This window comes from Bailinhaonella thermotolerans, assembly GCF_003594875.1.
GTDB lineage: Bacteria > Actinomycetota > Actinomycetes > Streptosporangiales > Streptosporangiaceae > Bailinhaonella > Bailinhaonella thermotolerans.
The window spans coordinates 808,061-833,597 of record NZ_QZEY01000002.1 but is presented as its reverse complement, the minus strand read 5'-3'; the positions used below and the strand labels follow the sequence as shown (position 1 = coordinate 833,597).

At 74.2% G+C, this 25,537-nt stretch carries 21 protein-coding genes and 1 tRNA gene; 15 read left to right on the top strand and 7 right to left on the bottom strand.

The features are described 5' to 3' along the window. Positions 1–5: 5 nt before the first annotated feature. The 3 genes from D5H75_RS41370 to D5H75_RS40835 form a co-directional block, all read right to left on the bottom strand. A complete protein-coding gene (locus tag D5H75_RS41370; protein WP_202637942.1) occupies positions 6–155 on the bottom strand; it encodes a hypothetical protein in 150 nt (49 codons plus the stop codon). 81 nt (positions 156–236) lie between these two features. Continuing rightward, the gene (locus D5H75_RS08870; protein ID WP_119925814.1) at positions 237–3,188 is read right to left on the bottom strand and encodes an ATP-binding protein; all 2,952 of its coding nucleotides are present in this window, start codon (positions 3,186–3,188) and stop codon (positions 237–239) included. 174 nt (positions 3,189–3,362) lie between these two features. Next, complete coding sequence (locus tag D5H75_RS40835) at positions 3,363–3,968, bottom strand: LysE family translocator (protein ID WP_202637941.1); 606 nt, start codon at positions 3,966–3,968, stop codon at positions 3,363–3,365. Between the two features lie 43 nt (positions 3,969–4,011). Here D5H75_RS40835 and D5H75_RS40830 point away from each other — a divergent pair, with 43 nt between their 5' ends. The 4 genes from D5H75_RS40830 to D5H75_RS08850 all read left to right on the top strand — a co-directional run bounded on the left by D5H75_RS40830 (position 4,012) and on the right by D5H75_RS08850 (position 6,772). Further along, a complete protein-coding gene (locus D5H75_RS40830) occupies positions 4,012–4,560 on the top strand; it encodes a TetR/AcrR family transcriptional regulator (RefSeq protein WP_242454074.1) in 549 nt (182 codons plus the stop codon). Positions 4,561–4,637: 77 nt separating this feature from the next. Beyond that, positions 4,638–5,342, top strand: a complete 705-nt coding sequence (locus tag D5H75_RS08860; RefSeq protein WP_147425094.1) for a S1 family peptidase — start codon at positions 4,638–4,640, stop codon at positions 5,340–5,342. Between the two features lie 25 nt (positions 5,343–5,367). After that, a complete protein-coding gene (locus tag D5H75_RS08855; RefSeq protein ID WP_119925811.1) occupies positions 5,368–6,078 on the top strand; it encodes a S1 family peptidase in 711 nt (236 codons plus the stop codon). 133 nt (positions 6,079–6,211) lie between these two features. Beyond that, positions 6,212–6,772 carry an NUDIX domain-containing protein gene (locus tag D5H75_RS08850; protein WP_242454073.1) on the top strand — a complete coding sequence of 187 codons (561 nt, stop codon included), beginning with the start codon at positions 6,212–6,214 and terminating at the stop codon, positions 6,770–6,772. Between the two features lie 64 nt (positions 6,773–6,836). Here the strand turns inward: D5H75_RS08850 and D5H75_RS08845 are convergent. Beyond that, positions 6,837–6,909: transfer RNA gene (locus D5H75_RS08845), tRNA-Ala, on the bottom strand. 70 nt (positions 6,910–6,979) lie between these two features. Between D5H75_RS08845 and D5H75_RS08840 the strand changes: the two genes are divergently transcribed. Further along, positions 6,980–7,231: a hypothetical protein gene (locus D5H75_RS08840; protein WP_119925810.1), complete on the top strand. Its 252-nt coding sequence runs from the start codon at positions 6,980–6,982 to the stop codon at positions 7,229–7,231. Between the two features lie 127 nt (positions 7,232–7,358). On the opposite strand, the gene D5H75_RS08835 is transcribed toward D5H75_RS08840, so the two are convergent. Further along, positions 7,359–8,537, bottom strand: coding sequence for a PucR family transcriptional regulator (locus tag D5H75_RS08835; protein WP_147425093.1), 1,179 nt, complete (start codon positions 8,535–8,537; stop codon positions 7,359–7,361). Positions 8,538–8,708: 171 nt separating this feature from the next. On the opposite strand from D5H75_RS08835, the gene D5H75_RS08830 reads away from it, so the two are divergent. Both D5H75_RS08830 and D5H75_RS08825 read left to right on the top strand, forming a co-directional pair. After that, positions 8,709–10,844: a M6 family metalloprotease domain-containing protein gene (locus D5H75_RS08830; RefSeq protein WP_119925808.1), complete on the top strand. Its 2,136-nt coding sequence runs from the start codon at positions 8,709–8,711 to the stop codon at positions 10,842–10,844. 204 nt (positions 10,845–11,048) lie between these two features. Next, positions 11,049–11,552 carry a DUF1990 family protein gene (locus D5H75_RS08825; RefSeq protein ID WP_119925807.1) on the top strand — a complete coding sequence of 168 codons (504 nt, stop codon included), beginning with the start codon at positions 11,049–11,051 and terminating at the stop codon, positions 11,550–11,552. 180 nt (positions 11,553–11,732) lie between these two features. Here the strand turns inward: D5H75_RS08825 and D5H75_RS08820 are convergent, their stop codons facing one another. Continuing rightward, positions 11,733–12,146, bottom strand: coding sequence for an ATP-binding protein (locus D5H75_RS08820; protein ID WP_119925806.1), 414 nt, complete (start codon positions 12,144–12,146; stop codon positions 11,733–11,735). Between the two features lie 129 nt (positions 12,147–12,275). Between D5H75_RS08820 and D5H75_RS08815 the strand changes: the two genes are divergently transcribed. The 7 genes from D5H75_RS08815 (at position 12,276) to D5H75_RS08785 (ending at position 23,471) form a co-directional block, all read left to right on the top strand. Then, the gene (locus D5H75_RS08815; protein WP_202637940.1) at positions 12,276–13,088 is read left to right on the top strand and encodes a GntR family transcriptional regulator; all 813 of its coding nucleotides are present in this window, start codon (positions 12,276–12,278) and stop codon (positions 13,086–13,088) included. Between the two features lie 144 nt (positions 13,089–13,232). Continuing rightward, entirely contained in the window at positions 13,233–14,642 is a 1,410-nt protein-coding gene (locus tag D5H75_RS08810; RefSeq protein ID WP_119925805.1) for an ATP-binding protein, read from the top strand. Positions 14,643–14,697: 55 nt separating this feature from the next. Beyond that, complete coding sequence (locus D5H75_RS08805) at positions 14,698–16,056, top strand: FAD-binding oxidoreductase (RefSeq protein ID WP_119925804.1); 1,359 nt, start codon at positions 14,698–14,700, stop codon at positions 16,054–16,056. Positions 16,057–16,152: 96 nt separating this feature from the next. After that, positions 16,153–18,276: a glycogen debranching protein GlgX gene (gene glgX, locus D5H75_RS08800; RefSeq protein WP_119925803.1), complete on the top strand. Its 2,124-nt coding sequence runs from the start codon at positions 16,153–16,155 to the stop codon at positions 18,274–18,276. Further along, positions 18,266–20,596 (top strand): malto-oligosyltrehalose synthase, encoded by a 2,331-nt coding sequence (gene treY / locus D5H75_RS08795; RefSeq protein ID WP_202637939.1) that lies wholly within the window; start codon positions 18,266–18,268, stop codon positions 20,594–20,596. Before glgX ends, treY begins: the two co-directional genes overlap by 11 nt. A gap of 219 nt (positions 20,597–20,815) precedes the next feature. Then, positions 20,816–22,552, top strand: coding sequence for a malto-oligosyltrehalose trehalohydrolase (gene treZ / locus D5H75_RS08790; protein ID WP_119925802.1), 1,737 nt, complete (start codon positions 20,816–20,818; stop codon positions 22,550–22,552). Between the two features lie 199 nt (positions 22,553–22,751). Continuing rightward, complete coding sequence (locus D5H75_RS08785) at positions 22,752–23,471, top strand: SigB/SigF/SigG family RNA polymerase sigma factor (RefSeq protein WP_422673510.1); 720 nt, start codon at positions 22,752–22,754, stop codon at positions 23,469–23,471. Between the two features lie 108 nt (positions 23,472–23,579). Here D5H75_RS08785 and D5H75_RS08780 read toward each other — a convergent pair whose 3' ends face one another. Continuing rightward, the gene (locus D5H75_RS08780) at positions 23,580–24,758 is read right to left on the bottom strand and encodes a PAS domain-containing protein (RefSeq protein WP_242454100.1); all 1,179 of its coding nucleotides are present in this window, start codon (positions 24,756–24,758) and stop codon (positions 23,580–23,582) included. Positions 24,759–24,849: 91 nt separating this feature from the next. Between D5H75_RS08780 and D5H75_RS08775 the strand changes: the two genes are divergently transcribed. Further along, positions 24,850–25,533 carry a GAF and ANTAR domain-containing protein gene (locus tag D5H75_RS08775; protein ID WP_119925799.1) on the top strand — a complete coding sequence of 228 codons (684 nt, stop codon included), beginning with the start codon at positions 24,850–24,852 and terminating at the stop codon, positions 25,531–25,533. The last annotated feature ends 4 nt before the right edge of the window (positions 25,534–25,537 follow it).

Genomic DNA, 25,537 nt, shown 5'->3' with positions numbered 1-25,537 from the left:
CCGGGCTACAGCGGCTCGTACTGGTCGTACTCGTCGTCGGGCCCGCCGTCGGGGACGCCGGGGGAGCCGTGCGGTCCGGGGGTCTGGGGGAGGGGGGACGGCGTCGCCTCCTCGGGGCGCCGCGGTCCGTCCTCGCGGTCGTTCGCTTCGTGCACGAGGTGCAGCATCCGTCCGGCGCCGATCACCGGGCAATCGGGCGGATGACCCAATGAGGCCGCGCCGGGCGGCGTCCCGCACTAGGGCACGGGGCCCGGGCGGCCGGCGCGCCGGGGCGCCGGCGGGGCGTCCCGGCCCACGACCCCCATCTCGGTGACCTTCACGGCGAGCGCCGTGCGGGAGGTGACCCCGAGCTTGCGCATCGCGGAGTCGAGGTGGTTGGCGACGGTCTTCGGGGACAGCACCAGCTCCCGCGCGATCTCCCGGTTGGTCCGGCCCCCGACCAGCAGGCGGGCGACGTCGAGCTCACGCGGCGAGAGGGTGTCCCCGTAGCCGTTGCGGCCGCCGCGCCACCGCCGCGCGACCTCGACGCCGTGCCCGCGGAGCACGCGCATCACGCGGCCCGCGTCCCCGCGCGCGCCGAGTTCGTCGAGCCCGCGGAACACCCCGGCCAGCAGGTCGGCGCCCTCCGCCGCCCGCCCCCCGGCCAGCAGGCACCGCGCCCGCCGTTCCCCGGCCAGCAGCGCGTCGTACGGCCGGGGCAGCGCCTCCCAGGCCGCGGCGGCCCGCCCGAACAGCGCCGCCGCGCGGTCGGGCCGCCCCCGGGACTCGGCGACCACGCCGCGGGCCAGGGAGAGCGCGGCGCGCGGCGCGGGGGCGTCCTTGCCGCGCACGCCCCGCCCGAACGCCGCCACCAGCGTGGCCGCGTCGTCCGCGCGCCCCGCCGCGACCAGCGCGTCGGCGCGGGCGGGGATCAGCTCGGTGCCCCAGAGCCAGGTCTCCTTGAGCTCGATGACGGCGACCGGCTCCTCCGTCACCCGCAGCGCCTCCCCGGCCCGCCCCGCCGCCAGGTGGAGCCGGGCCAGGGCCGCCGCCGGTTCGGGCAGGTACTCGACGGCCCCCAGGTCGCGCATCCCGGCCAGCAGCCGGGACAGGGCCTCCTCGGCGTCGCCGGGGTCGCCGGAGGCGATCCGCAGCAGGACATGGACCACCGAGGCGACGATCCGGTTCATCGGGAGCGTCTCACCGGCCTCGGCGACCTCGCGCGCCCGCTCGCGCAGGCCGTCCCAGCGGCCGGTCAGCCAGTCCAGGCGCAGCCGGTAGACGTCGGCCATCTCCCGGTACCTGGGGTAGCCGAACCGCTCGGCCAGCTCCAGGGCGCGGTCCAGCCGGGCGCGCGCCTCGCCGTACCGCCCCCAGCGCGTCGCCAGGTCCCCGAGGTTGAAGTCCCGCCGGGTCACGTTGCGGCGCTGGGCGGGCGTCGAGACGTCGTCGGGCACGGTCGCCGCGACGGCCCAGCCTCGCGGGTCGTCGAGCAGCAGCAGGGCGATCGCGCGTTCCTCGGCGATCTCGTGGTCGTTCGGGGCGGGACCCGCGCCGGGGGCGGGGGCCGCGCGGCGCAGCCACTCGCGGTGGACGTGGCCGGGGCACCGGGTCCCGCGCGGCCAGCCGAGCAGCACCATCGCGTGCCGCAGCTCGGGCGAGCCCGGCGGCAGGCCGGTGACGGCCAGCTCCATCTCCGCGCGGCTGCCCTCGAAGTCGTCGATGAAGTCCAGGACGCTCGCGAGCTGGAACCGGACCAGGGCGGTCGCCTCGGGGCCGAGGGCGCCCGAGGCCAGGACCGCGCGGAGGGCGGCCTCGATCTCGCGGACCTGGGCGACGCCCGTGATCGAGCCCGGGGGGATCTTGGCGGCGAGCCGTACGGCGTCGGCGGGCGGCAGGCCGGGGCCGGTGAGCAGCTCGTAGAGGAGGCCGGCGGCGGCGAGGGGGTCGCCCTCGGCGCGGGCGGCGTCGGCGGCGCGTTCGGCGTGGGCGCGCCAGCGGGCGATGTCGCCCGCCTCGCGGAAGTGCCGGGCCAGCCGGGCGGCCGGGGGACGGGGCAGGGCCTCCAGCGCCGCGCCCGCCCGCCGGTGCAGCGCCTGCCGCTCGGGCAGCGCGGTGGCGTCGTAGACGGCCCGGCCGGCCAGCGCGTGCCGGAAGGCGACCTGCCCGCCCGCGCGCTCCTCCAGGAGCCCGGAGCCGAGCGCCTCGGCCAGGCCCGCCCGCGCCCGTCCGGCGGGCAGGTCCGCCACCTCCGCCAGGACCTCCTCGCCGGCCGGGCCCATCAGCACCGCGGCCGCGCGCACCACCGCCCGGGTCTCCTCCCGCAGCCGGGCCACCCGTTCCAGCACGGCGTCGCGCACGGTCGGCGGCACGTGGATGTCGCCGAGCCTGCGGCGCACCCATTCGCCGCCGCGGCGGGCGAGGTCGGCGCGGTCGCTCATCAGCCGTACCGACTCCTCCACGGCCAGCGGCAGGCCCTCGGTCCGGGAGTGCACGAACCGGGCGAACGCCTCCGAGACGGGTTCCCGGTTGAGCATGGAGGACATCAGCCGGGCGGTGTCCCCGGCGTCGAGCGGGCCCAGGCCCAGCCGCAGCCGGGTCACGTCGTCGGCGGCGCGCGAGGACAGGCGCAGCAGGAGCGATCCTTCGGGCACGTCCTCGGCGCGGTACGTCAGGACCAGGCTGACCGGCTGGGGCCGCCGCGAGGCGAGGAACAGCAGGAACTCCAGGGTCGCCTCGTCGGCCCAGTGGACGTCCTCCACCGCGAGCACGGTGACGCGGAGGCGGCCGAGGAGCTCGGCCAGCGCGCGGAACAGGCGGTGGCGCGCGGCGAGGACGTCCTCGGCGGGTTCGAGCGGCTCGGGCAGCGCGTCGGCCCACTCGGGGAACAGCGGCCGCAGCGCCCCGGCCAGGCGGCTCAGCCCCAGTTCCGACACGTCCTCGGCGACCTCCCGCACCGCCTCCACGACCGGGCCGAGGGTGTGGGGCACGCGGAACGGCGGGCAGGTGGCCACGACCGTCCCGGCCGCGGGGGACCCGCCGAGGAACTCGCGCAGCAGCCGGGACTTGCCCACCCCCGCCTCGCCCTCGACCAGCACCAGCGCGGGCGGGGACCCGAGGGCGGCGCGCAGCGCGGCCAGCTCGCGATCCCTTCCCACGAGATCCGGCGCCGACACCATCCGCGCGCGCCCGTCCCCGTCCGGCGTCACGGTCGTCTCCCTCCAGGATCGGGCCGTCCCGGCGATACCCCCGCATTCTTACGCGGACCCCCCGAACACGCCTAGAGCCACACCATCCCCCCGCGCCCCGGGACCGCCGCCGTGCGCCCCCGACCCGCGCCGCCCGCCCCGCCGTACGGCGGGGCGGGCGGCGCCGGGCGCGGGTCAGGCGACCAGGGACCACGTGTCGAGGGTGAGGCGGACGGCGAAGTAGGACAGCGCGGCGGAGGCGGTCACGTTGATCGCGCGCAGCAGGCCGGGGGATCGCAGGCGCGCGCCGGCGGTGGTGAGCAGGGTCCAGAGCGCGCTGTACGCCACGGCGCCGGCCAGGAAGCCGGCGAAGAAGACGGCGGAGCGGACGGGGTCGGCGGCCGGGAGCTGCGCGGACACGCCCAGCCAGAACGGGAGCGCCAGCGGGGTCGCAACGGACAGGACCGCGCCCGTGCGCAGTGCCCGGGAGGGCGGGACGCCGAGCGCGGCGGCGGGGGCCGGGCGCAGGGCGGCGCGGCCCGCGGAGAAGGCCATGACGGCCAGGAACGCCACGCCGGTCACGCCCAGGACGATCCGCAGCGGGACCGAGGACGCGAGCAGGGAGCCCGCGGTGAGCGCCACCGCGGCCCACAGGGCGTCGCCGGCGAGGGAGCCGACCAGGAGGTTCCAGGCGTGCCGGGGACCGTGCTGGACACCCAGGCGCAGCGCCTCGGTGTTCACCGGACCGGGGGGAAGACAGTACGCGATCCCGAAGACCGCCGAGGAGAGTAGTATTTCCATAACAGGCGTTACGGTAACAGTTGTTATGTTAAGGCGGTGTTTCGTGCGGATCGTGGACACGGAGGAACGGCGGCGCCGGGTGAGCCAGGCGGTGTGGGAGGTGATGGACCGGGCGGGCTTCGCCGGTCTGACCATGCGCGCGGTCGCCGAGGCGGCCGGGTGCACGACCGGGATGGTCACCCACTACTTCGCCGGCAAGCGGGAGATGCTGGCCTTCGCCCGCGCCCGGATGCACGAGCGCATGGACGCCCGGGTGCGCGCCCGCGACGGCCTCGCGGACGTGCTGGAGGAGAGTCTTCCCCTGGACGCGGAACGCCGGGCCGAGACGCGCGTGTGGCTCAACTTCCTGGTCGCGGCCCTCCACGACCCGGACCTCGCCCCCGACCACGTGGACCGCAACCGGGCCTGGCAGGACCGGATCGCGTCCCTCATCGCCGAGCTGAACCCCGCCCTGGACGCGTCCCTGGAGGCCCAGACCCTGGTCAGCCTCACCGACGGCGTGGCCACCCTCGCCGCCGCCGACCCCGGCCGCTTCCCCCCGGCGCGCCAGCGGGAGATCCTGCGGCACCACCTGTCCCGCCTCCTCCCCTGAACCCGGTCCCGGGCCATAGGCGGCCCGCCGTTCCGGGGCTTAGATAGGGGGAAATCCCCTGATCTCCGGGAGTGCGAATGATCCGCAGGCTCCTTGTGATCGCCGTCCTGCTGGGGGCGGCCACCCTCATGTCCCCCGGCGCCGGCGCGACGACCCTCCACACCTCCGGCGCGGCGGCCCCGCACCCGTCCGGCGCGGCGGCGCCCTCCGCCGTCTACGACGTCCGGGGCGGCGACCAGTTCTTCGTCAACACCACCGGCCGCTGCGTCATCGGGTTCTCGGTGACCGGCGGGTACGTCACCGCCGGGGCGTGCGGCCGCGCGGGCGACGTGACCCAGGGGCACAACCGCGTCGCGCAGGGCGTCTTCCGCTCCTCGTCCTGGCCGAACCCCGGCAGCGCGTACGTCGCCGTCAACTCCTCCTGGATCCCGCGCGGCGTCGTCAACCGGCACGACGGCACCACCGCGCCGGTCCGCGGCGGCACCCCCGCGCCCGTCGGCTCGGCCGCCTGCCGGTCCGGCCCGGTCACCGGCTGGCACTGCGGCGTCATCCAGGCCCGCAACGTCACCGTCACCTTCCCCCAGGGCACCCTGTACGGCCTGATCCGCACCAACATCTGCGCCGAGCCCGGCGAGATCGGCTCGCCGCTCATCGCCGGCGACCAGGCCCAGGGCATCCTCATCGCCGCCAGCGGCAACTGCTCCTCCGGGGGCACCTCCTTCTACCTGCCGATCCCCGAGATCCTCGCCCGCCACGGCGTCGGCCTGATCACCTCCCGCTGAGCCGTACCGACCACCAGGAGTGCGCATGATCCGCGGAATCCTCGCGATCGCCGCCCTGCTCGGGGCGGCCATCCTCCTCGCGCCCGCCGCCGTGGCGGCCCCTCACGCGCCCGCCGCCGCGGCGCCCTCCGCCCCCGGCGGCCCGCCCGCGCCCGGGGCCGCCGCCGTCTACGACGTCCGGGGCGGCGACACCTACTACATCGGCTCCTCCGCCCGCTGCGTCGTCGGGTTCGCGGTGAGCGGCGGATACGTCACCGCGAGCCCCTGCGGCAGGGCGGGGGACGCGACCTCCGGGTACAACCGCGTCGCCCAGGGCGTCTTCCGCGCGTCGTCCTGGCCCGGCGACGGCGGCGCCCACGTGGCCGTCAACTCCTCCTGGGTCCCGCGCGGCGTCGTGAACCGGCACGACGGCTCCCTGGCCGCCGTCCGCGGGGCCGCCCCCGCCCCGGTCGGCGCGTCCGCCTGCAAGTCCGGCTCCACCACGGGCTGGCACTGCGGCACCATCCAGAGCCGCGGCGCGGTCGTCACGTTCCCCGACGGGACCACCCTGCGGAACCTGATCCGCACGACCATCTGCGCCGAGCCCGGCGAACTCGGCGCCCCGCTCGTCTCCGGCGGCCAGGCCCAGGGCGTCCTCATCCACTGGACCGGGAACTGCGCCACCGGCGGAGTCTCCTACTACATCCCGATCGGCTCCATCCTCTCCCGCTACGGCCTCACCCTGACCACCTCCTGACCGCCTCACCCTGACCACCCCACCCTGACCGCCTCACCGCGGCCACCTCCCCGGCCACGTCCGCCTGACGCGGCCCGCCTCCCGCGCCCGCCGTACGGCCCCGTACGATCACCGGACGGAGAGGAGGGCCACGTTGAACATCAGGAGAGTGTCCTCCCGGACCGTCTACGAGAACCCCTGGATGACGGTCCGGGAGGACCGGTTCGAACGCCCCGACGGGTCGCGCGGCCTGTACGGGGTGGTGGACAAGCCCGACTTCGCCCTGGTGATCCCGGCCGAGGACGGCGGGTTCCACCTGGTGGAGGAGTACCGGTACCCGATCGGCCGCCGGACCTGGAGCTTCCCCCAGGGGAGCTTCCCCGCCGGGCGGACCGGGACGCCCGAGGACCTGGCCCGGGCGGAGCTGGCCGAGGAGACGGGACTGCGCGCGGCGTCGCTGACCCGGATCGGCTACCTGCACGGGGCCCACGGCGTCACCGGCCAGGGCTTCCACGTCTTCCTCGCGATGGGCCTGGAACACGGTGAGCCGGACCGGGAGGACACCGAGCGCGACATGCGGCAGGCGTTCGTCCCCCGGCGCGAGTTCGAGCGCATGATCCGCGCCGCCGAGATCACCGACGCCGGGACCCTGGCCGCCTACACCCTGCTCCACCTGCACGAACACGGCACCGCCGGGCGGCGGGACGAGCCCTGAGACGGGAACGGGAAGTGGGGGAACGCGAAACGCCCCTCCGGCCGGAGGGGCGTCTTCGGGGTTGTGGAGCTATGGGGATTCGAACCCCAGACCTCCTCCATGCCATGGAGGCGCGCTACCAACTGCGCCATAGCCCCGCGAACTTGCTCATGAATATTAGCCCACTCCGGGGGCGCGGATGACATCGGCGGGACGCAGACTCGGAGTATGAGCCTGATCGAGTGGCTGAAACGGTTGGTACGGCGGCGCGAGCCGGTGCCCGCCGGGGGCCGGGACTGGGATCCCCGGGACGACGACGGGCCGCCGCCCGGCGGGGTGCGGGAGCCGCGGCGGCCGAAGCCGGCGCCGCCGGGGAGCGCCCAGCGGCTGCCGGAGCCGGAGCCCCCGGTGGTCGCGCGGGACCGGATGAGGCCGTCCGCCCGCGAGATGACGGAGACCCGGCCGGACGAGCGGGCCTGAGACAGGCCCGTTCCCCCGGCACGGCGGGCCCGCGCCGCCGTGCCGTACGCGCCTGCCCGGAGGCGGGCTCAGGCCGTACCGGGCGGAAGGCGGGCGCGGCGGGTCACGAGTCCCACGGCCCGCCGGGTCAGCGGAGGGCCGGGTACGCGCCGGAGAGACGGGCGAGCTTGAGGCCGAGGTGGAGGGCGAGGCGCTCGTCGCCGTTCTTCAGGTCGGTGTCGGCGAGTTCCTCGACGCGGCGCAGCCGGTAGTAGAGGGACGTGCGGTGCAGGGCCAGGCGGCGGGCGGTCGCGTGGGCGTTGCCGGCCAGGTCGAGGTAGACCTCCAGGGTCTCCAGGAGCGGGGCGGAGGACTCGTCGGCGAGCAGTCGGGCCAGGCCCGGGTGGAGGCGGCCGTCGCCGGGGGACGTGGCGGGAAGGGCGGCCAGCAGGCGGTAGACGCCGAGGCGGGCCCACTCGGCGGCCGGCCCCAGCGCGGGCACGCGCGCGGCGATCTCGGCCGCCTGGAGCGCCTCGGCGTACGACGCGGCCGCCGAGGCCAGCGCGGCCCGGGGCTCCCCGGCCCCGATCACGGTACGGCCTGAGCCCGCCGCGGCCAGGAGGTCGCGGGCGCGGTCGGCGCGGTCCGACACCAGCAGCACGCCGTGGTCGTACCGGACCAGGTGCAGGGCCCCGCCGACGCCGCGCCGGGCGGCGAGCAGCGCCTCCTCGACCCCGGTGCGCAGCTCCTCGTCGGGTTCGCCGCCGGGCGGGATCACCGGGCGGACCACGACGGCCGTCACCGGCCCGGCCTGGGGGAACCCGCCCGCCTCGATGAGGGCGCGGGACGCGGCGGCGGCCCGTCCGGCGTCGGCGAGCAGCAGGTCGCGCACGGCCTCCAGCTCGTGCTGGGAGGCCAGCCCGGCGGCCAGGCTCTCGTGGTGCAGCGCCAGCGCCAGGCGCCGCACCGAGCCCGCCGCGCAGGCCACGCTCTCGTCGGTCATGGCGGGCCCGGCGTCGATGAACCACAGGAAGCCCAGCAGCGACCCGCCGTGGTGCACAGGCACGCAGACGCGCGGCAGCAGGCCCAGCTCCGGCGCGGGGGGCACGCGCACGGGGTCGGCCGAGCCGAAGATGCCCGCCGCCCGCATCCGCTCGCGCACCTCGGGCGTGGTGGTGCGGCGCAGGATGGAGTTCCGCCGGATCTCGTCCATCGGGCCGGTCTGCTCGCTGTAGGCCACGACCCGCTGGCGGTGGTCCTCGACCAGGACCGGGCGGCCCAGCCGTACCGCCAGATCGTCCACGATGCGCTGTAACCCGGCCGCCATGGTCACCAATCTTCACACCCGGGCCCGGCTCGGGGCCAGGACCTGCCGATTTCAACATTTATAGGAATTGGCCGCGTCCGGGTTCCCGCAGGTGACCGAAGATCTCCGCCGCCGCGCTACCTATCGTCCGCGCCAGGGGCCGCCGCCGCGGCCGATGCGAGAGGTGATGCCATGTCCCAGGTGAGGTCCGGGTTGCGCCGGAGATTGATGGTCGCGCTGATGGTGGCGCTGGTGCCCGCCGGGCTGGCCGCGGCGCCCGCGTCGGCCGAACCCGAGCCGCCGCCGCCCTGGCGCGCGGACCACTGGCCCAAGACCCAGCCCTGGCAGACCGACGGGCCGGGGCGTGAGCAGGTCGCGGCGCGTGCGGAGGCGCGGGCGGGGGTGCTGTCCCGGCCGGAGGCCCCGCCGCCGATCGACCCGCAGAACTGGAAGAACCCCGACCACATGACCTGGGCCGACTACAAGAAGGTGCCGGGCACGAACTGGGCCGACCCCGCCAGGAACGGATCGGTGCGCGACTTCAAGGGCGCGCTGGTGCTGGTGGACTACCCGAACCAGTCGTTCGTGGTGACGCAGCCCGCCGGGTCCACGGTGTTCGGCAACCCGAGCGTCGAGGCGCACGACATCCCGCGTGAGCAGGTCGCGCAGTTCTACCAGGACTTCCTGAACAAGCCCCAGCCGCTGAACCGGGGCCACACGATCCACGAGTGGTGGATGGAGGACTCCGGCGGCCGGTACGGCGTGGACCTGACGGGCTTCGGGCCGTACAAGATGCCCGGCAAGTCCCACGAGTACGCGATGGAGTTCCAGTCCGGGACCGGCTGCCCGGCGGGCGACACGTGCACCAGGAACTTCCGCGCCGACGCCCGCGCCGCCTGGGTGGCCGCGGTCGGCGAGGAGACCGCCAGGCAGTTCGACTTCATCTTCTTCCTCAGCGCCGGGCAGGACGAGTCGTCCACCTGGCAGGAGTTCGGGCCGATCAAGTTCGAGAAGAAGGAGGACGTGACCGACCCCTGGGGCCCGCCGGACCCCGCCCTGCCGAACTGGGTGCGCACGCGGTACGTCGAGTGGACCTCGTGGGCGTCGGGCTCCTCGATCTGGCCGAACGCCACGCGCGAGTCGTCGATCCAGGCCGAGAGCTCCGGGCAGAGCGTGTACGCGCACGAGCTGAGCCACATCCTGGGCATCGGCGACAACTACAACAACCCGTTCGGGGTGCCGCCCCGGCGCGACTACACGGGCATGTGGGAGATGCTGAGCCGCGGCACCTTCAACGGCCCCGGCGGCCCGCACAGCCGCTGGCTCATCCCGCCCACCGCGGGCTCGTCCATGGGCGCGCACCACATGCTGCGCAACAAGCTCCAGCTCAAGATGGTGGACGAGCAGAACGTGCTGCGGCTGTCCCGCGAGGCGCTGGCCGAGTCCGGGCTGGTGGTCGCCGACGTCACCGCGCGCGCGGTGCGGCCCGGCGAGAACGGCCTGTCCGGCGTCAACGTGGCGATGACCACCGGCGACAAGAGCCCGGCGTGCGTGCCGGCGACGGACCCGTACTGCGACGGCGGCAAGTACGACAACTACACGGTCGAGGTCGTGGACCGGATGGGCGCCGACTCGTTCACCGCGGACTCCGGCGTGCTCCTGGCCAAGACCAAGAACGTGGAGGCGCCGCCGGAGCCGTTCGAGTGGGTGATCGACGCGAACCCGCAGGACATCGGCATGACCGACTTCGTCCGGCCGGACGGCACCGAGGTCAAGATCACCCTCGGTGACTACCGGCAGCTCTCGGACGCGCTCTTCCACGCGGGCGCGAACTCCGGCAGCGAGTACGAGTACGTCGACCAGGCCAACCGCCTGCACTTCTACGTCCTGGACCTCAAGCGCGACAAGCAGGGCGTCCTCTCCTACACCGTCGCGATCCGCTCCCTCGACGGCGCGGGTCCCCAGGCGCGCGGCGTCCGGCTGCTCCCGGCGGCGGGCGTCTCCACCCCGAAGCGCTGGGCCACCTGCCGCTTCCCGCTCCTCAACACCGGCCGCGCCGCCGCCCCCGGGGGTTCCCACCCCGAGGACGTGAGCGCCTACGTCGGCAAGGACGTCTACCGCCTGTCGGCCTCGATCGAGGGCCGGGGCTGGGAGGTCTGGCTCCCGAACGAGCTGGCCACCGCGGCCTTCGGCAAGCACGTCACCGTCCCGGTCCACGCGCACCGGGGCGACGGCGGCAGCCGTACGGCCAAGCTCCGCCTCACCGCGACCAGCGAGAGCGACAAGACCAAGACCTCCACCGCGACCTGCCAGATGCTCGGCCTCTGACAGCCGCCTCAGACACGGCCCCCGGCCTCATCCCCCGGGGGCCGTCCCCTTCCCCGGCACGGCCTCCGCGATCGCCCACGGCCCCCGTGAGCGTGTACGGCTCGCGCGAGCGTACGGCGCGCGGGCGTGGTACGGCCGGCGCGGGGCGGCGTGCCGTACGGGGCGGACGCGACAAAGCGGAGATACGGGGTAGGCGACCGGGCGATGGACGTCCTGAACCGCTACCGCGAGGCCCCGTTCACCTACGACGAGGTCGGGGCGACCGCGTCCGGACCGCTGCCGGCGGGCTACGGCCACCTGCGCCACCGGGCCCGCCTCGGCCCGGCGGCCCGCTTCGGCGAGGCGGCCCGCCGCCTCCTGACCTGGGGCATGCACCGCCGCCTCCTGCTGTGCCCCGAGTTCTCGGCTCCCAGGGCGGCCCCCGGCGTCCTGGTGATCTCCCACCTGGGCCCCGTCCGGGCCCCCTGCCGGGTCGTCTGGACGATCGAGGAACCGGCGCGCGCCGGCTTCGCCTACGGAACCCTCCCCGGCCACCCGGAGACGGGCGAGGAGTCCTTCCTCCTGACGGTGCGCGGCGGCGACCTCTGGTTCGAGGTCAAATCCTTCACCCGCCCCGCCCGCTGGTACTCCCGCGCGGCCGGCCCCCTCCTCACCCTCACCCAGCAGGCCTTCGCCCGCGCCTACGCCACCGCCCTCAAACCCCGCTGAGACGAGGCGGCCTCGCTAGCAGACCGCCCCCTCCACCAAGCCCTCACAACCACCACCCTCACTCGCCCCCTTACCTTGCTGAACGTGGCCCGGCGGAGGTGCGTGTTCCTAGGGCTCTTGTTTCTGCAGGTAAACCCACTAGCGCTGGAGATGCTATTCCCAGCGCTACTATCGCCGGCGCTAGTAAGCCTCGAATCGTTCATCCTCCGGTGCGAGTTCGAACCAGACCGCGGTGGCGGTCCCGGCCCGCGTGAAGCCCCAACTGTTCGCGATCGTCTCCACCAGCGCGAGCCCCCTGCCGCCTGTGGCGTTCCGGCGGATCCTGCAGCCGCAGGGGATGGTGGAGCCGCCGGCGTCCCGGACGGTGATCCGCGCCGAGTCCCGGGTGGGAGCGACGGCGACGTCGAAGGCGGCTCCGGCCGAGGACGTGTGGCGTACGGCGTTGGTGGCGATCTCGCTGACCAGCAGAATCGCGTCGGCCGCTCGGGGGTGGCCGGGCCCGAGCGCGTCGGCGACGAACCGCCGTACCGCCCTGATCTGGTCTGGGTCGCCGGGAAAACTAGCGAGGTGTTCCTTGGGCGGAGAGATGGGCATCGACGCCTCCCGGTGATCGGCTTTATGGGGGCTAAAGTCACTGTGCGGCGAGCATAAGTCCACTCTCCGTGACGTGCAATAGGGGGGCTAAAGTTGGTCTGAAGGCCGACCGGTGGGAGTGTGGAGCGCGTGAATCTCAGGGCGCTGCAGGACATCGTCGCGATCAGGGACCCGGTTGAACGGGCGCGGGTGATCAGCCGGATGCTGACCGAACAGCAAGGTTTGGTGACCGAGCTCGCGCGGCTGCGCCGGGAGGCGATAGCCGAGGCGGGAGCCTCGGGATTGCGGCAGGACGAGATCGCCCGCCGCCTCGGCGTCTCGCCCGGGCGGGTCTCCCAGATGAAATCGGCGTCAGGGAAGGCGGCTTCCGAGACCGGCGGGGGAGGCGGGGACCGGCCGGCGGTCGTGGTCCAGCGTGCCCTGCCGACGGAACCGTCCGTGCGCGGGTCGGCCTCGCTGTTCCTCACCGAGGCGGAGCGGCAGGGGATCCGGCCCGATCGGCGCATGCTCTACGTCGGTCCCGAGCGGGCGGCGGACCATGTCGCGTCCGCGCTGCGGGTGGACCCGGACACCGAGGTGCTCGCGCGCCGCAAGCTCATGCTCGCCGACGACGTGCCGGTCCGCATCGCGACCAGCTACTTCCGTCTCGAACTGTTCGGCGGCACCGCGATCGCCGCCCCGGACTTCGTCCGTCCCTCGCTTCAGGCGGGCATCGAGGCGCTGGGCCACCGGTTCGGGCACGCCGAGGAGCACCTGACGGCTCGCCCGCCCACCGAGGCCGAGGCCGAGACGCTGGCCCTGGCCCCGGGCGAATGGGTCGTCCAGGTCCTGCGGGCCAGTTACTCCGCCGACGACACCCCCATCCACACCCTGGAGACCATCTGCGCCGCATCCCGCCACATCTTCCCCATAGGCCAGGTCGCCGGCGCCGACGAATTCTGATCCGGAAGTGCTCGGCTCTTGCCGAGTGGCGTGAGCGGACTTCGGGTGTGATTTCCGCAGGGCAACCCACTAGCGCTGGCGATAGTATCGCTGGCGATAGTATTCCTCGCGCTAGTATTCCTGGCGCTAGTGGGTGGGGGGCGCGTGGACTTCATCGGGCGTGAGCGGGAGCTGGGGGTGCTGGGAGGCCTGCTCGACCGGGTGGTCGCCGAGATCGGGACCGCGCGGCCGGGGCGCTGCGTCCTGATGCGGGGCCGCAGGCGGATCGGGAAGTCCGCGCTCGCCGAGGAGTTCATCCTGCGGCGCGGCGTGCCGCACTTGTACTTCACCTCCGCCCGCGGCAGCGCGGAGCTGGAGCTGGAGCAACTGCTCGCCGACGTGGCCGAGTCGACCCTCCCCGGGCGCGGGGTGTTCGCCGAGACGACGCCCGGGAACTGGAACAGCGCGTTGCAACTGCTGGCCGAGGCCGTGCCCGAGGACGCGCCGTCGGTGCTGGTGATCGACGAGGTCCCCTACCTGATGGAGCGGGTGGACGCGTTCGAGGGCATCCTGCAGCGCGCCTGGGGCCGCTACCTCAGCCGCCGGCCGGTCCTGCTGATCCTCATCGGGTCCGACCTGTCGATGATGGAGGCGCTGAACAGCTACGAGCGCCCGTTCCACCAGCGGGGGACCGAGCTGGTGGTGGGGCCGCTCAACCCCGCCGAGATCCAGGACATGCTCGGCCTGGACGACGCCGCCGCCTTCGACGCCGCCCTGGTCACCGGGGGCCTGCCCCTGGTCTGCGCGGAGTGGGAACCGGGAGCCGACCTCTGGCGGTTCCTGCACGAAGCGCTTTCGAACCCCGTGTCCGCCCTGCTGGTCTCCGGCGAGAGATCGCTGGCGGCGGAGTTCCCCACCGAGGCCATGGCGCGGGACGTCCTCGGGGCGATCGGGAGCGGCGAGCGGACCTTCGTCAACATCGCGCGGGCGGCCGGGGGCATCGCGCACACGACTCTCACCCGGGCGACGGCCCTCCTGGAGGCCAAGGGCTTGGTCTCGTCCGAACTCCCGCTGTCGACCCGCTCGTCCAAGGACCGCCGCTACCGCGTCGCCGACCCCTACCTCCGGTTCTGGCTGTACTTCCTGCGCCCCCACATCCCGGAGATCGAGCGGCGGCGCGGCGACCTGACCCTGCGCAGGATCGCGTCACGCTGGAGCACCTGGCGGGGCCGCGCGATCGAACCCCTGGTGCGTGAGGCGCTGGCGCGGCTGACCCCGGGCTCCGGCCTCCCCGACGCCGAGGTCATCGGCTCCTACTGGACCCGGGGCAACGCGGTCGAGATCGACATCGTCGGCGCGGACCGCGCCCCGATCGCCCGCGAACTCCGCTTCGCCGGCTCCATCAAATGGCTGGAGAGCCCCTTCGACCACCACGACCTCCAGAAACTCATCACCCACCGCGCCGCCCTCACCGATGACACCCTCCCGCTCGTCGCGGTGTCCCGCGGCGGGTTCTCGTGCCAGGGGCCACCGGCGGCGTACGGCCCGGCGGACCTCCTCGCGGCCTGGCGGTGAGGGGGTGGCGGGGATGTAAGAATCGGGGCCAGGCTGGAGGAAGGGTGTGGGGTTGATGGGGATCGAGGGGCTGGCGGAGCGGTTGGCCGAGGGGGTCGTCGTCGGCGATCCCGGGGTGGTGGCCTCGTACAGCCGGGACCAGACGTTCGTGGTGCCGGGGGAGGCGCTGGGGGTGGTGCTGGCACGGTCCACCGAGGACGTGGCCGTGACGCTGGCCTGGGCCGATGAGAACCGGGTGCCGGTGGTGCCGCGCGGGGCCGGGACGGGGCTGGCGGGCGGGGCGACCGCCACCGACGGGTCCGTGGTGCTCTCGCTGGCCCGGATGAACGCGATCCGCGAGCTGAACACCGCCGACCAGTACGCCGTGGTGGAGCCGGGGGTGATCAACGCCGACCTGGACCGGGCGGCGCGGGCGCACGGGCTGATGTACGCCCCGGACCCGTCGAGCCATGAGATCTCCACGCTCGGGGGGAACCTGGCCACGAACGCCGGCGGGCTGCGGTGCGTGAAGTACGGCGTGACGCGCGAGTCGGTGCTCGGGCTGGAGGTCGTGCTCGCCGGGGGGAAGGTGATCAACACCGGCGGGCGGACGGTCAAGGGGGTGACCGGATACGACCTGACCGGCCTGTTCGTGGGGTCCGAGGGGACGCTCGGGGTGATCACCGGGGCGACGCTGAGGCTGCGGCCCGCGCCCTCGGCCGAGCCGGTGACCGTGGCCGGGACGTTCCCGAGCATGGTCGCCGCCGGGGAGGCCGTGGCGGCGGTGGTCGCGGCCGGGATCGAGCCCAGTCTGCTGGAGCTCGTGGACCGGGCGACGCTGCTGGCCATCGACGACTGGAAGAACATCGGCGTCGAGGACGACACCGCGGCCATGCTGATCGGGCAGGTGGACGTGGCCGAGCCGCGCGAGCCCGCCGCGCGGATGGCGGCGCTGTTCGAGGCCGCGGGGGCGACGGCGGTGGCGGTGTCGGAGGACCGCGCCGAGTCCGACGAGCTCCTCGGCATCCGCCGGATGGCCTACCACGCGAGCGAGCGCCTCGGGCACTGCCTGGTCGAGGACGTGTGCGTGCCCCGCTCCAAGGTGCCGGAGATGATCGCCCGTATCGAGAAGGCCGCGAGCGGGCACGACGTGACCGTCCTGACCGTCGCCCACGCCGGCGACGGCAACCTGCACCCGCTGTTCGTCTTCGACCGGGGCGAGAGCGAGGTGCCGGCGCCCGTCTGGGCCGCCGCCGACGAGATCTTCCAGGGCGCGCTCGATCTCGGCGGCACCCTCACCGGCGAGCACGGCGTGGGCGTGCTCAAGCGCCGCTGGCTCGGGCTCGAACTCGGCGACGACCGCCTCGCCGTACAGCACGCGATCAAGGCGGCGCTGGACCCCAACGGCATCCTCAACCCCGGAAAGGCCATCTGACGTCGCGCGGGGCGGGCGCCACACCCTTCTCGCCCCGGGAACCGGGTAATCCACGGGTTTTCCGGGCATGTCCTCCTCGACTCGGGAGGGCGTGGAGTGATCGAAGTCTGGCCGGGAGACGCATATCCGCTCGGTGCGACCTATGACGGGACGGGGACGAACTTCGCGTTGTTCTCGGAGGTGGCCGAGCGGGTCGAGTTGTGCCTGTTCGACGAGCGGGGCAGGGAGGAGCGGGTCCGCGTCACCGAGGTGGAGGGGTCCATCTGGCACTGCTTCCTCCCCGGCGTCGGCCCCGGCCAGCGGTACGGCTACCGCGTGCACGGGCCGTACCAACCGGCCGAGGGGCACCGGTGCAACCCGAACAAGCTGCTGCTGGACCCGTACGCCAAGGCGATCGAGGGCGAGATCGACTGGCACGAGGCGTTGTACGGCTACCACTTCGGCCAGCCGAGGCTGCGCAACGACGCCGACTCCGCGCCGTACACGATGCGCTCGGTGGTGATCAACCCGTACTTCGACTGGGGGCACGACAGGCCGCCGCGCACGCCGTACAACGACACGGTGATCTACGAGGCGCACGTGCGCGGGATGACGATCCGGCATCCGCGCGTGCCCGAGGACATGCGGGGCACGTACGCCGCGCTCGGGCACCCGGAGGTCATCGAGCACCTGCGGTCGCTGGGGGTGACGGCGCTGGAGCTGATGCCGGTGCACCAGTTCGTGTCCGACCACGCGCTGGAGGACCGGGGGCTGCGCAACTACTGGGGCTACAACACGATCGGGTTCTTCGCCCCGCACAACCGGTACTCCTCCTCCGGGGAGCTGGGGGAGCAGGTCGCCGAGTTCAAGGGCATGGTCAAGGCCCTCCACGAGGCGGGCATCGAGGTCATCCTCGACGTGGTCTACAACCACACCGCCGAGGGCAACCACCTGGGGCCGACGCTGAGCTTCCGGGGCATCGACAACGCGGCGTACTACCGGCTCGTGGACCACGACAAGCGGTACTACATGGACACCACGGGCACCGGCCACAGCCTCCTCATGCGCCACCCGCACACGCTCCAGATGATCATGGACTCGCTGCGGTACTGGGTGACCGAGATGCACGTGGACGGGTTCCGGTTCGACCTGGCCGCGACGCTGGCCCGGCAGTTCCACGAGGTGGACCGGCTGTCGGCGTTCTTCGACCTGGTCCAGCAGGACCCGGTGATCTCCCAGGTCAAGCTCATCGCCGAGCCCTGGGACGTCGGCCCGGGCGGGTACCAGGTGGGCAACTTCCCGCCCCGCTGGACCGAGTGGAACGGCCGCTACCGCGACAACGTGCGCGACCTGTGGCGCGGGCGGCCGGGGACGCTGCCGGAGTTCGCCTCGCGGCTGACCGGCTCCAGCGACCTCTACCAGCTCGACGGCCGCCGTCCCAGCGCCTCGATCAACTTCGTGACCTGCCACGACGGGTTCACACTGCACGACCTGGTGTCGTACGACCACAAGCACAACGAGGCCAACGGGGAGAACAACCGCGACGGGAGCGACGACAACCGCTCCTGGAACTGCGGGGTGGAGGGCCCGACCGAGAGCCTGGACGTCGTGGCGCTGCGCGAGCAGCAGAAGCGCAACATGCTGACGACGCTGTTCGTGTCCCAGGGCGTCCCGATGATCTGCCACGGCGACGAGCTGGGCCGCACCCAGCACGGCAACAACAACGCCTACTGCCAGGACAACGAGATCGCCTGGATCGACTGGGAGGCCGCGCGGGAGAACTGGCTGCTGCTGGAGTTCACGCGCAGGCTGGCCCGGCTGCGGCACGAGCACCCGGTGTTCCGGCGGCGGCGGTTCTTCCAGGGGCGGCCGCCCAAGGGGCTGAGCGACCCGGGGGCCGAGCCGCTGAGCGACATCGCGTGGCTGACGCCGTCCGGGCAGGAGATGACCGACGCCGACTGGAGCGACGGGAACGCCCGGTCGCTGGGGGTCTTCCTGAACGGCGACGCGATCACCGAGCCGGACCGGTGGGGCCGGCGGATCACCGACGACTCGTTCCTGCTGCTGTTCAACGCCTATCACGACGTGGTCGAGTTCACGATTCCGGAGGTGTTCGGCGAGATGTGGGCGCCCGAGATCGACACCGCGAACCCGATCCCCGTGGAGTCGCGCCCGTACAAGGCGGGCGACGACCTGCCCGTCCCCGGCCGCTCGATCAAGGTGCTGCGGCGTGTCGTCTGAGGGCCGCGGCACGCCTCCCGAGGACGGCGGCACGCCTCCGCACGGCCGCGGCACGCCTTCGCACGGCCGCGGCACGCCTCACGCGGGCGGGAGCGCGCCTTCCGGGAGCGGCGCCACGCCTTCCGAGGGCGGCGGCCCGCCCGCGCCGCCCCGGTCCACGTACCGCTTCCAGCTCACCCCGGACTTCGGCTTCGCCGACGTGGCCGCGCTGGGCGGCTACCTGGCCGCGCTCGGCGTCACGCACGTCTACCTGTCGCCGGTGCTCCAGGCCGTCCCCGCGTCCCGGCACGGGTACGACGTGGTGGACCACGGCCGGATCCGCGCGGAGTTCGGCGGCGAGGAGGCGTTCCGGGACATGGCCCGCCGCCTGCGCGCGCTGGGCATCGGCGTGGTCGTGGACATCGTGCCCAACCACATGGCCGTGCCGGTCCCCGAATCCCTCAACCCGGCCCTGTGGTCGGTGCTGAAGGACGGCCGCACCTCGCCGTACGCCCCCTGGTTCGACATCGACTGGGACGAGGAGGGCCGCTTCACGCTCCCCGTCCTGGGCGACCCGGCCGACGAGCCCGAGCCCGACGGCGACCTGCTGCGCTACCACGACCACGTGTTCCCCCGCCCCGGCCACTACCGCCTCGCCGACTGGCGCGAGGGCCCCGGCTACCGGCGCTTCTTCGACGTCTCCGGCCTGATCGGGCTGCGCGTGGAGGACCCGTCGGTGTTCGCCGCCACCCACGAGGTGATCTTCAACGCGCTCTCCGAGGGGCTGGTGGACGGCCTGCGCGTGGACCACCCCGACGGCCTCGCCGACCCGCGCGGCTACCTGCGCGGGCTGCGCGAGCGCGCCCCGGTGTGGACGGTGGTGGAGAAGATCCTGGTCGGCGGCGAGCGCCTGCCCGCCGACTGGCCCTGCGACGGCACCACCGGCTACGACGTCCTCAACATGATCACCCGGATCTTCGTGGACCCGGAGGGGGAGGCCCCGCTGCTCGACCTGTTCGTCCGGCGGACCGGCGCGGCCCCCGACTACGAGCAGGTCGCCCTGGAGTCCAAGCGCGAGGTCATCGACCTGTTCTTCCGCCGCGAGATCGAGCGGCTGGGCCTCGACCCGCGCGCGGCCGCGGAGCTGCTCGCCGCCATGCCCGTCTACCGCGCCTACGTCGTCCCCGGCGAGCCTGTCCCGCCCGAGGCCGAGGAGATCGTACGGCGGGCCGCCGACCGCGCCGGGACGCCGGAGCTGGCGGACGCCGTGCTGCGCGGCGACCCCGAGACCGTGGTGCGCTTCCAGCAGACCTGCGGCCCCGTCATGGCCAAGGGCGTGGAGGACACCGCCCTCTACCGGTGGTACCCGCTGGCCTGCCTCAACGAGGTCGGCGGCGAGCCCAACCTGTTCGCCGTGTCCCCCGCGGACTTCCACGCGTTCTGCGCGCGGCTGGCGGACGCGTGGCCGCACACGATGACCACGCTGTCCACCCATGACACCAAGCGCTCGGAGGACGTGCGCGCGCGGCTCGCCGTGCTGGCCGAGCTGCCGGAGGAGTGGGGCGGGGCGGTGGGGGAGTGGTCGGACAAGCTCTCCTTCGACCCCGCGCTGGACTACCTGGCCTGGCAGAACCTCGCCGCCGCCTGGCCCATCGGCCGCGAGCGGCTCACCGACTACCTGCTCAAGGCGGCGCGGGAGGCCAAGACCGCGATCTCCTGGATCAGGCCCGACCCCGACTACGAGGAGGGGCTGCGCGACTTCGCGGCCCGGGCCGTGCTGCTGCCGGTCGGGGAGTTCACCGCGCGGATCGACCCGTACGCCCGGGTCAACTCGCTGGGCCAGAAGCTCGTGCAGCTCATGATCCCCGGCGTGCCCGACGTCTACCAGGGCACCGAGACCACGGACTTCTCCCTGGTGGACCCGGACAACCGCCGCCCGGTGGACTTCGTGCGCCGCCGCGTCCTCCTCGACGGCTTGGCCGCGCCGTCGCCGGGCGTGCCGCCGTCCTGGGACGCCGCCAAGCTCCTCGTCACCTCCCGGGCCCTGCGCGTACGGCGTGAGCTGGCCCCCGCCGCGCCGTACACACCCCTGCGCGCCGAGGGCGAGGCGGCGGGCCACGCGCTGGCCTTCTCCCGGGGCACGGCGTGCGCGGTGGTCACGCGGTTCCCGGTGCGGCTGGAGCGCCGCGGCGGCTGGGGGGACACCCGGCTGCCCCTGCCCGGGGGCCGCTGGCGCGACGTCCTCACCGGCCGCGAGCACGAGGGCGCCCCGCTCCTCCGCGACCTCCTGTCCGCCCTCCCGGTCGCCCTGCTCGTCCGCGCCGGCGGCGGGCCCCGCTGACCGTGACCGAGGGGCACGGGCGGGCGTGAGCACGCGGCGGCGCGCGGAGCCGGCGCGCGGGCCGCCGGCCGCCGGAGGGGGCCGGGAAGCGGAACGGCCGGCCCCGGAGCGGGCGGGCCCAGGAGCGGGCGGGCGGGCCGGGGAGCGGGGATGGGCGGGGCCGGAGGCGGGAAGAGGAACGGGCCAGGGACGGGCCAGGGACGGCGAGCGGAGGGCGGGATGAGGTTCGAGGTGTGGGCCCCTGAGGCGGGGCTGGTCGAGGTGGAGACCGGCGGGCGGCGGCACGCGATGGCGCGGGCCGGGCGGCCGGGGTGGTGGGCGGCGGAGGTGCCGGAGGCCGGGCACGGGGACGACTACGCGTTCCGGCTGGACGGCGGAGACCCGCTGCCCGACCCGAGGAGCCGGCGGCAGCCGTACGGCGTGCACGGGGTGAGCCGCGTCTACGAGCACGGGCGGTTCGCCTGGACGGACGGCGGGTGGCGGGGGCGGGCCCTGCCGGGGGCGGTGATCTACGAGCTGCACATCGGCACGTTCACGGCGGAGGGCACGTTCGACTCGGCCGCCGCCAGGCTGCCGCACCTGGTGGACCTGGGCGTGGACCTCGTGGAGATCCTGCCCGTGGCGCCCACCCCCGGGCACCACAACTGGGGGTACGACGGCGTGGACCTGTACGCCGTGCACGAGCCGTACGGCGGGCCCGACGGGCTGAAGCGGTTCGTGGACGCCTGCCACCGGGCCGGGCTCGGCGTGCTGCTGGACGTCGTCTACAACCACCTGGGGCCGTCGGGGAACTTCCTGGCGCCCTTCGGGCCGTACTTCAACCCGGCCGCGGCGAGCTTCTGGGGCCAGGCGGTCAACCTGGACGGGCCGGGCTCGGACGAGGTGCGCCGGTACTTCGTCGAGAACGCCCTGTCCTGGCTGCGCGACTACCACCTCGACGGGCTGCGGCTGGACGCCGTCCACGCCCTCGTGGACTCCCGGGCCGTGCACCTGCTGGAGGAGCTCGCCGTCGAGGTGGACGCGCTGTCCGCGCACCTGGGGCGGCCGCTCACGCTGATCGCCGAGTCCGACCTGAACGACCCCCGGCTGATCACGCCGCGCGAGGCCGGCGGGTACGGCCTGGCGGCGCAGTGGGACGACGACGTGCACCACGCGATCCACGCGGCGGTGACCGGGGAGCGGCACGGCTACTACGTGGACTTCGGCCCCATGTCTGTGCTGGCCAAGGCGCTGACCTCGGCGTTCGTGCACGACGGCGGCTACTCCACGTTCCGCCGGCGCGGCCACGGGCGGCCGGTGGACCGGGCGGGCACGCCGGGCCACCGGTTCGTGTGCTGCGTGCAGAACCACGACCAGATCGGCAACCGCGCCACCGGGGACCGGCTGGCCGTGCTCACCACCCCCGACCGGCTCAAGGTCGCCGCCGGTCTGCTGCTGGCCTCGCCGTACACGCCGATGCTGTTCATGGGCGAGGAGTGGGGGGCGCGCACGCCGTGGCTGTTCTTCACCGACCACGTCGAGCCGGAGCTGCGCGAGGGCGAGGGCGAGCGGCGGCGGCGCGAGTTCGAGGGGTTCGGCTACGACGACTGGGCGGAGAAGGCCCCCGACCCCGGGGACGAGCTGACGTTCGTGCGCTCCAAGCTGGACTGGAGCGAGCCGGAGCGGCCCGGGCACCGCGACGTCCTGGAGTGGTACCGCGCCCTGATCGCGCTGCGGCGCGCCCGGCCGGAGCTGACCGACGCGCGGCTCGACCGGGTCCACGCCGAGTACGACGAGGACGCCCGCTGGATCGTGCTGCGCCGGGGGAACCTGCGCGTGGCCGCCAACCTGGGCGCCGATCCGGTACGGCTGGACGCCGGCGCGGGCGAGGTCCTGCTCGCCTCGGCGGAGGGCGTGCGGGCGGCCGGGGGCGTCCTGAGCATGCCCCCCTCATCGCTCGCGATCCTGTCGGCTTAGCATGGGTACAGGACGACATGGACAGGCCCGAGAAGCGGTGGCCTAAAACTCGTCACCAAGGCGTCACCGGCGAGGTGAGTCCCCGGTGGACACAGAAACGCTTGACCCAGGAACACTGGACACAGGCACGCCGGACCCAGGCACGCCGGACACAGGCCCGCAGCAGCGCGAGGCCGACGGCGACGAGCGGTTCCGCGAGCTGACCCGGCACCCGGAGGGCACTCCGGCGTACCAGCGCGCGCGGGCCGAGCTGATCGAGTCCTACATGCCCATGGTGCGGCAGATCGCGGTCCGGTTCACCGGCCGCGGTGAGAGCCTCGAAGAGCTGGTGCAGGTCGGCAACGTCGCGCTGATCAAGGCCGTGGACAGGTTCGACCCGTCCCGCGGCAACACGTTCAAGACCTACGCCATCCCGACGATCATCGGGGAGCTGAAGAAGCACTTCCGCGACCTGACCTGGGCGGTCCGGCCGCCGCGCCGGCTCCAGGAGCGGCGCGGGGAGCTGCGGCACGCCCGCAACCTGCTGACCCAGGTCCTCGGGCGCAGTCCGACGCCGTCGGAGCTGTGCGCGGAGATGGGCTGCACCGAGGAGGAGGTGCACGAGACGATCATGGCCGACGCCGGCTACTCCACGTATTCGCTGGACCGGCCGGTGGACGAGGGCGACGACGAGCCGTCCATGCTGGACCTGCTCGGCTCGCCGGACCGGGAGCTGGACCTGGTGGAGTTCCGCGAGGCGCTCAAACCGGCCCTGGAGCACCTGCCGCCGCGCGAGCGCCGCATCCTGCTGCTGCGCTTCTACGGCAACAAGACCCAGCAGGAGATCGCCGACGACATCGGGATGTCCCAGATGCACGTCTGCCGCCTGCTGGCCCGCACGCTCCACCAGCTCCGGGCCGAGCTCCTCGGCACGCCCTGACCGCCCGTACGGCGGGGCGCCCCCGTCCCACGCGGACGGGAGCGCCCCGCCGTGCCCGTGCCCTCTTCCCGGGGCACGGCCGGGTCAGGGGGCCGGGCGGGACGGGGGTCAGGGGGCCGGTCGGGACAGGAAGAGCGCCAGGTGCTCGCCCAGGTCCTCGGCCAGGCCCAGGTCGGCGAGGCCGAACGGCTCGTGCCCGGCGACCCGGACCAGCGTGAGCGCGCCCAGCGGGCCCGCGCCGCCGCCGCGGAGGGCCGGGGAGGCGGCCTCGCGGCCGGCGATGGGCACCGTCAGCACGCTGCGGGCGTCCAGGGCGGGCAGCACCGGGCGGCCCTCCGGGAGGGTGCCGAGCAGCCCCTCGTCGCCGATCAGCTCGTGCAGCCGGGACGTGCCGGTCTCCAGCGCCTCGCGCACCGCGGGCGCGGCGGCCGGGTCGAGCTGGCCGAGGACCTTGCGCAGGTCGGAGTCGGGTCCGGCCACCTCGCGGCCCTCGCCGGTCAGGTCGGCCACCACCCAGTCCGCGAAGTCCTCGGCGAGGAGCTCGGCGGCCGGGGCCAGCGTCCGCGGCTCGCGCGGCGAGGACAGCAGCAGCCGCGACATCCGGGTCATGACGTCGAGCCTGCGGGCCGCCGCCACCGCCGGGGCCTCGTCCTCCCCGGCCTCCTCCCCGGCGGCCGGGCGCGCGGTCCCCGGCACGGCCGCGGCCTCGCCCCCCGGAGGCATCGCGATGACCGTGACCAGCGGTTCCGGCTCGGTGGAGACGGTGAGCGGGGCCAGCGCCAGCCGTACCTCCTGGGTGCGGGAGCCCCGGATGACGCGGGTGTCGAACGCCGCGCGCGTCCCCGTGCGCAGCACCGCCGACAGGTGCGATCGGAAGACGGCCCGGTGGGAGAGATCCACGAACAGCGGGAACGACTTGCCGGTCAGGTAGCCGACGAGGAAGCCCAGCAGCGCGGCCCCCTCGTTGTTGACCCGGCGCACGGCGCCCTTGCCGTCCAGCAGGAACAGCGGTATCGGCAGGTCCCGGAAGGCCTGCCGCAGGAGGCGGTGCTCGCGCTCGGCCGTCCCGCCCCGCCGCCGGCCCGACCGGTCCTTGTCGCGGATCTCGGCGATGCAGGCCCGGATCAGCTCCTCGGCCGCGTCCAGTTCGAGCAGGATCGCGTCGAGCGCCCCCTGGATCTCGTCGGCCGGGCTCCCGTATGTCTGCCGCAGCGCGGACATCCGTCCGCCCAGCGCGCTCAGTTCCGCCTCCAGGTCCGAGATCTCCACCGCACCCCCAATCGGCATCGACACCACACGCTCTGCTTCTTCTCCGCTTCCTGGCAAGTTACGCCCGAACCGGTTTAGGGCCGAACCCATCGGACATGCGTCGGGGGAAATGTTTACCGAACGACTCGCGCACGATCTCGCGGCCCTGACCCGGGTCGGGACGGCGTCCATCGAGACGGTCCTGCACCGCGTCACCGCGCTGGCCGTGACCGGCATCGCCGGATGCTCCGGGGGGACCATCCAGATCTGGGACGACGGGCGGGTGATCCGCTCGGCGGCCTCGCACAGCGGCCTGGCCCGCCTGCTGGCCCGCGAGCGCGCCCTCGGCGAGGGCCCCTCCCGCGAGGCCGTCCGCCGCGCGCGCCGGGTGACCGCCCCCGACCTGATGCGGGACGACCGCTGGCCCGCCTACGCCCGCTCGGCCGTACGGCACGGCGTCCGCTCGGCGCTGATCCTGCCGATGCGGGTGGGGGAGTCCTCCGCCGCGCTCGGGGTGTACGGCGCGCGGCCGCAGGAGTTCGACGAGCGCCTGGCCGAGATGGTCGCCGCGCACATGGCGGTGGCGCTGGCCAACAGCCTGGACTACGACTTCCTGCGCTCGGAGACCCTCCAGCTCCGCGAGGCGCTCACCTCGCGGGCCGAGATCGACCAGGCCAAGGGCATCCTCATGGGCGCCAAGGGCTGCGACGCGGACACGGCCTTCGAGGAGCTGCGCAAGGTCTCCCAGCGCCACCAGGTCCGGGTGGCCGACGTGGCCCGCCGCCTGGTGGAGGACCAGCTCAAACGCCGCTGAGCGC

Coding starts and splice junctions, on each gene's coding strand:
- treZ (WP_119925802.1), top strand. CDS start 20,816: ATGAGGTTCGAGGTGTGGGCCCCTGAGGCGGGGCTGGTCGAGGTGGAG.
- D5H75_RS08775 (WP_119925799.1), top strand. CDS start 24,850: ATGTTTACCGAACGACTCGCGCACGATCTCGCGGCCCTGACCCGGGTC.
- D5H75_RS08825 (WP_119925807.1), top strand. CDS start 11,049: ATGGACGTCCTGAACCGCTACCGCGAGGCCCCGTTCACCTACGACGAG.
- D5H75_RS08805 (WP_119925804.1), top strand. CDS start 14,698: ATGGGGATCGAGGGGCTGGCGGAGCGGTTGGCCGAGGGGGTCGTCGTC.
- D5H75_RS08835 (WP_147425093.1), bottom strand. CDS start 8,537: ATGGCGGCCGGGTTACAGCGCATCGTGGACGATCTGGCGGTACGGCTG.
- D5H75_RS08840 (WP_119925810.1), top strand. CDS start 6,980: ATGAGCCTGATCGAGTGGCTGAAACGGTTGGTACGGCGGCGCGAGCCG.
- D5H75_RS08860 (WP_147425094.1), top strand. CDS start 4,638: ATGATCCGCAGGCTCCTTGTGATCGCCGTCCTGCTGGGGGCGGCCACC.
- D5H75_RS40835 (WP_202637941.1), bottom strand. CDS start 3,968: ATGGAAATACTACTCTCCTCGGCGGTCTTCGGGATCGCGTACTGTCTT.
- D5H75_RS08855 (WP_119925811.1), top strand. CDS start 5,368: ATGATCCGCGGAATCCTCGCGATCGCCGCCCTGCTCGGGGCGGCCATC.
- D5H75_RS08780 (WP_242454100.1), bottom strand. CDS start 24,758: ATGCCGATTGGGGGTGCGGTGGAGATCTCGGACCTGGAGGCGGAACTG.
- D5H75_RS08820 (WP_119925806.1), bottom strand. CDS start 12,146: ATGCCCATCTCTCCGCCCAAGGAACACCTCGCTAGTTTTCCCGGCGAC.
- D5H75_RS08830 (WP_119925808.1), top strand. CDS start 8,709: ATGTCCCAGGTGAGGTCCGGGTTGCGCCGGAGATTGATGGTCGCGCTG.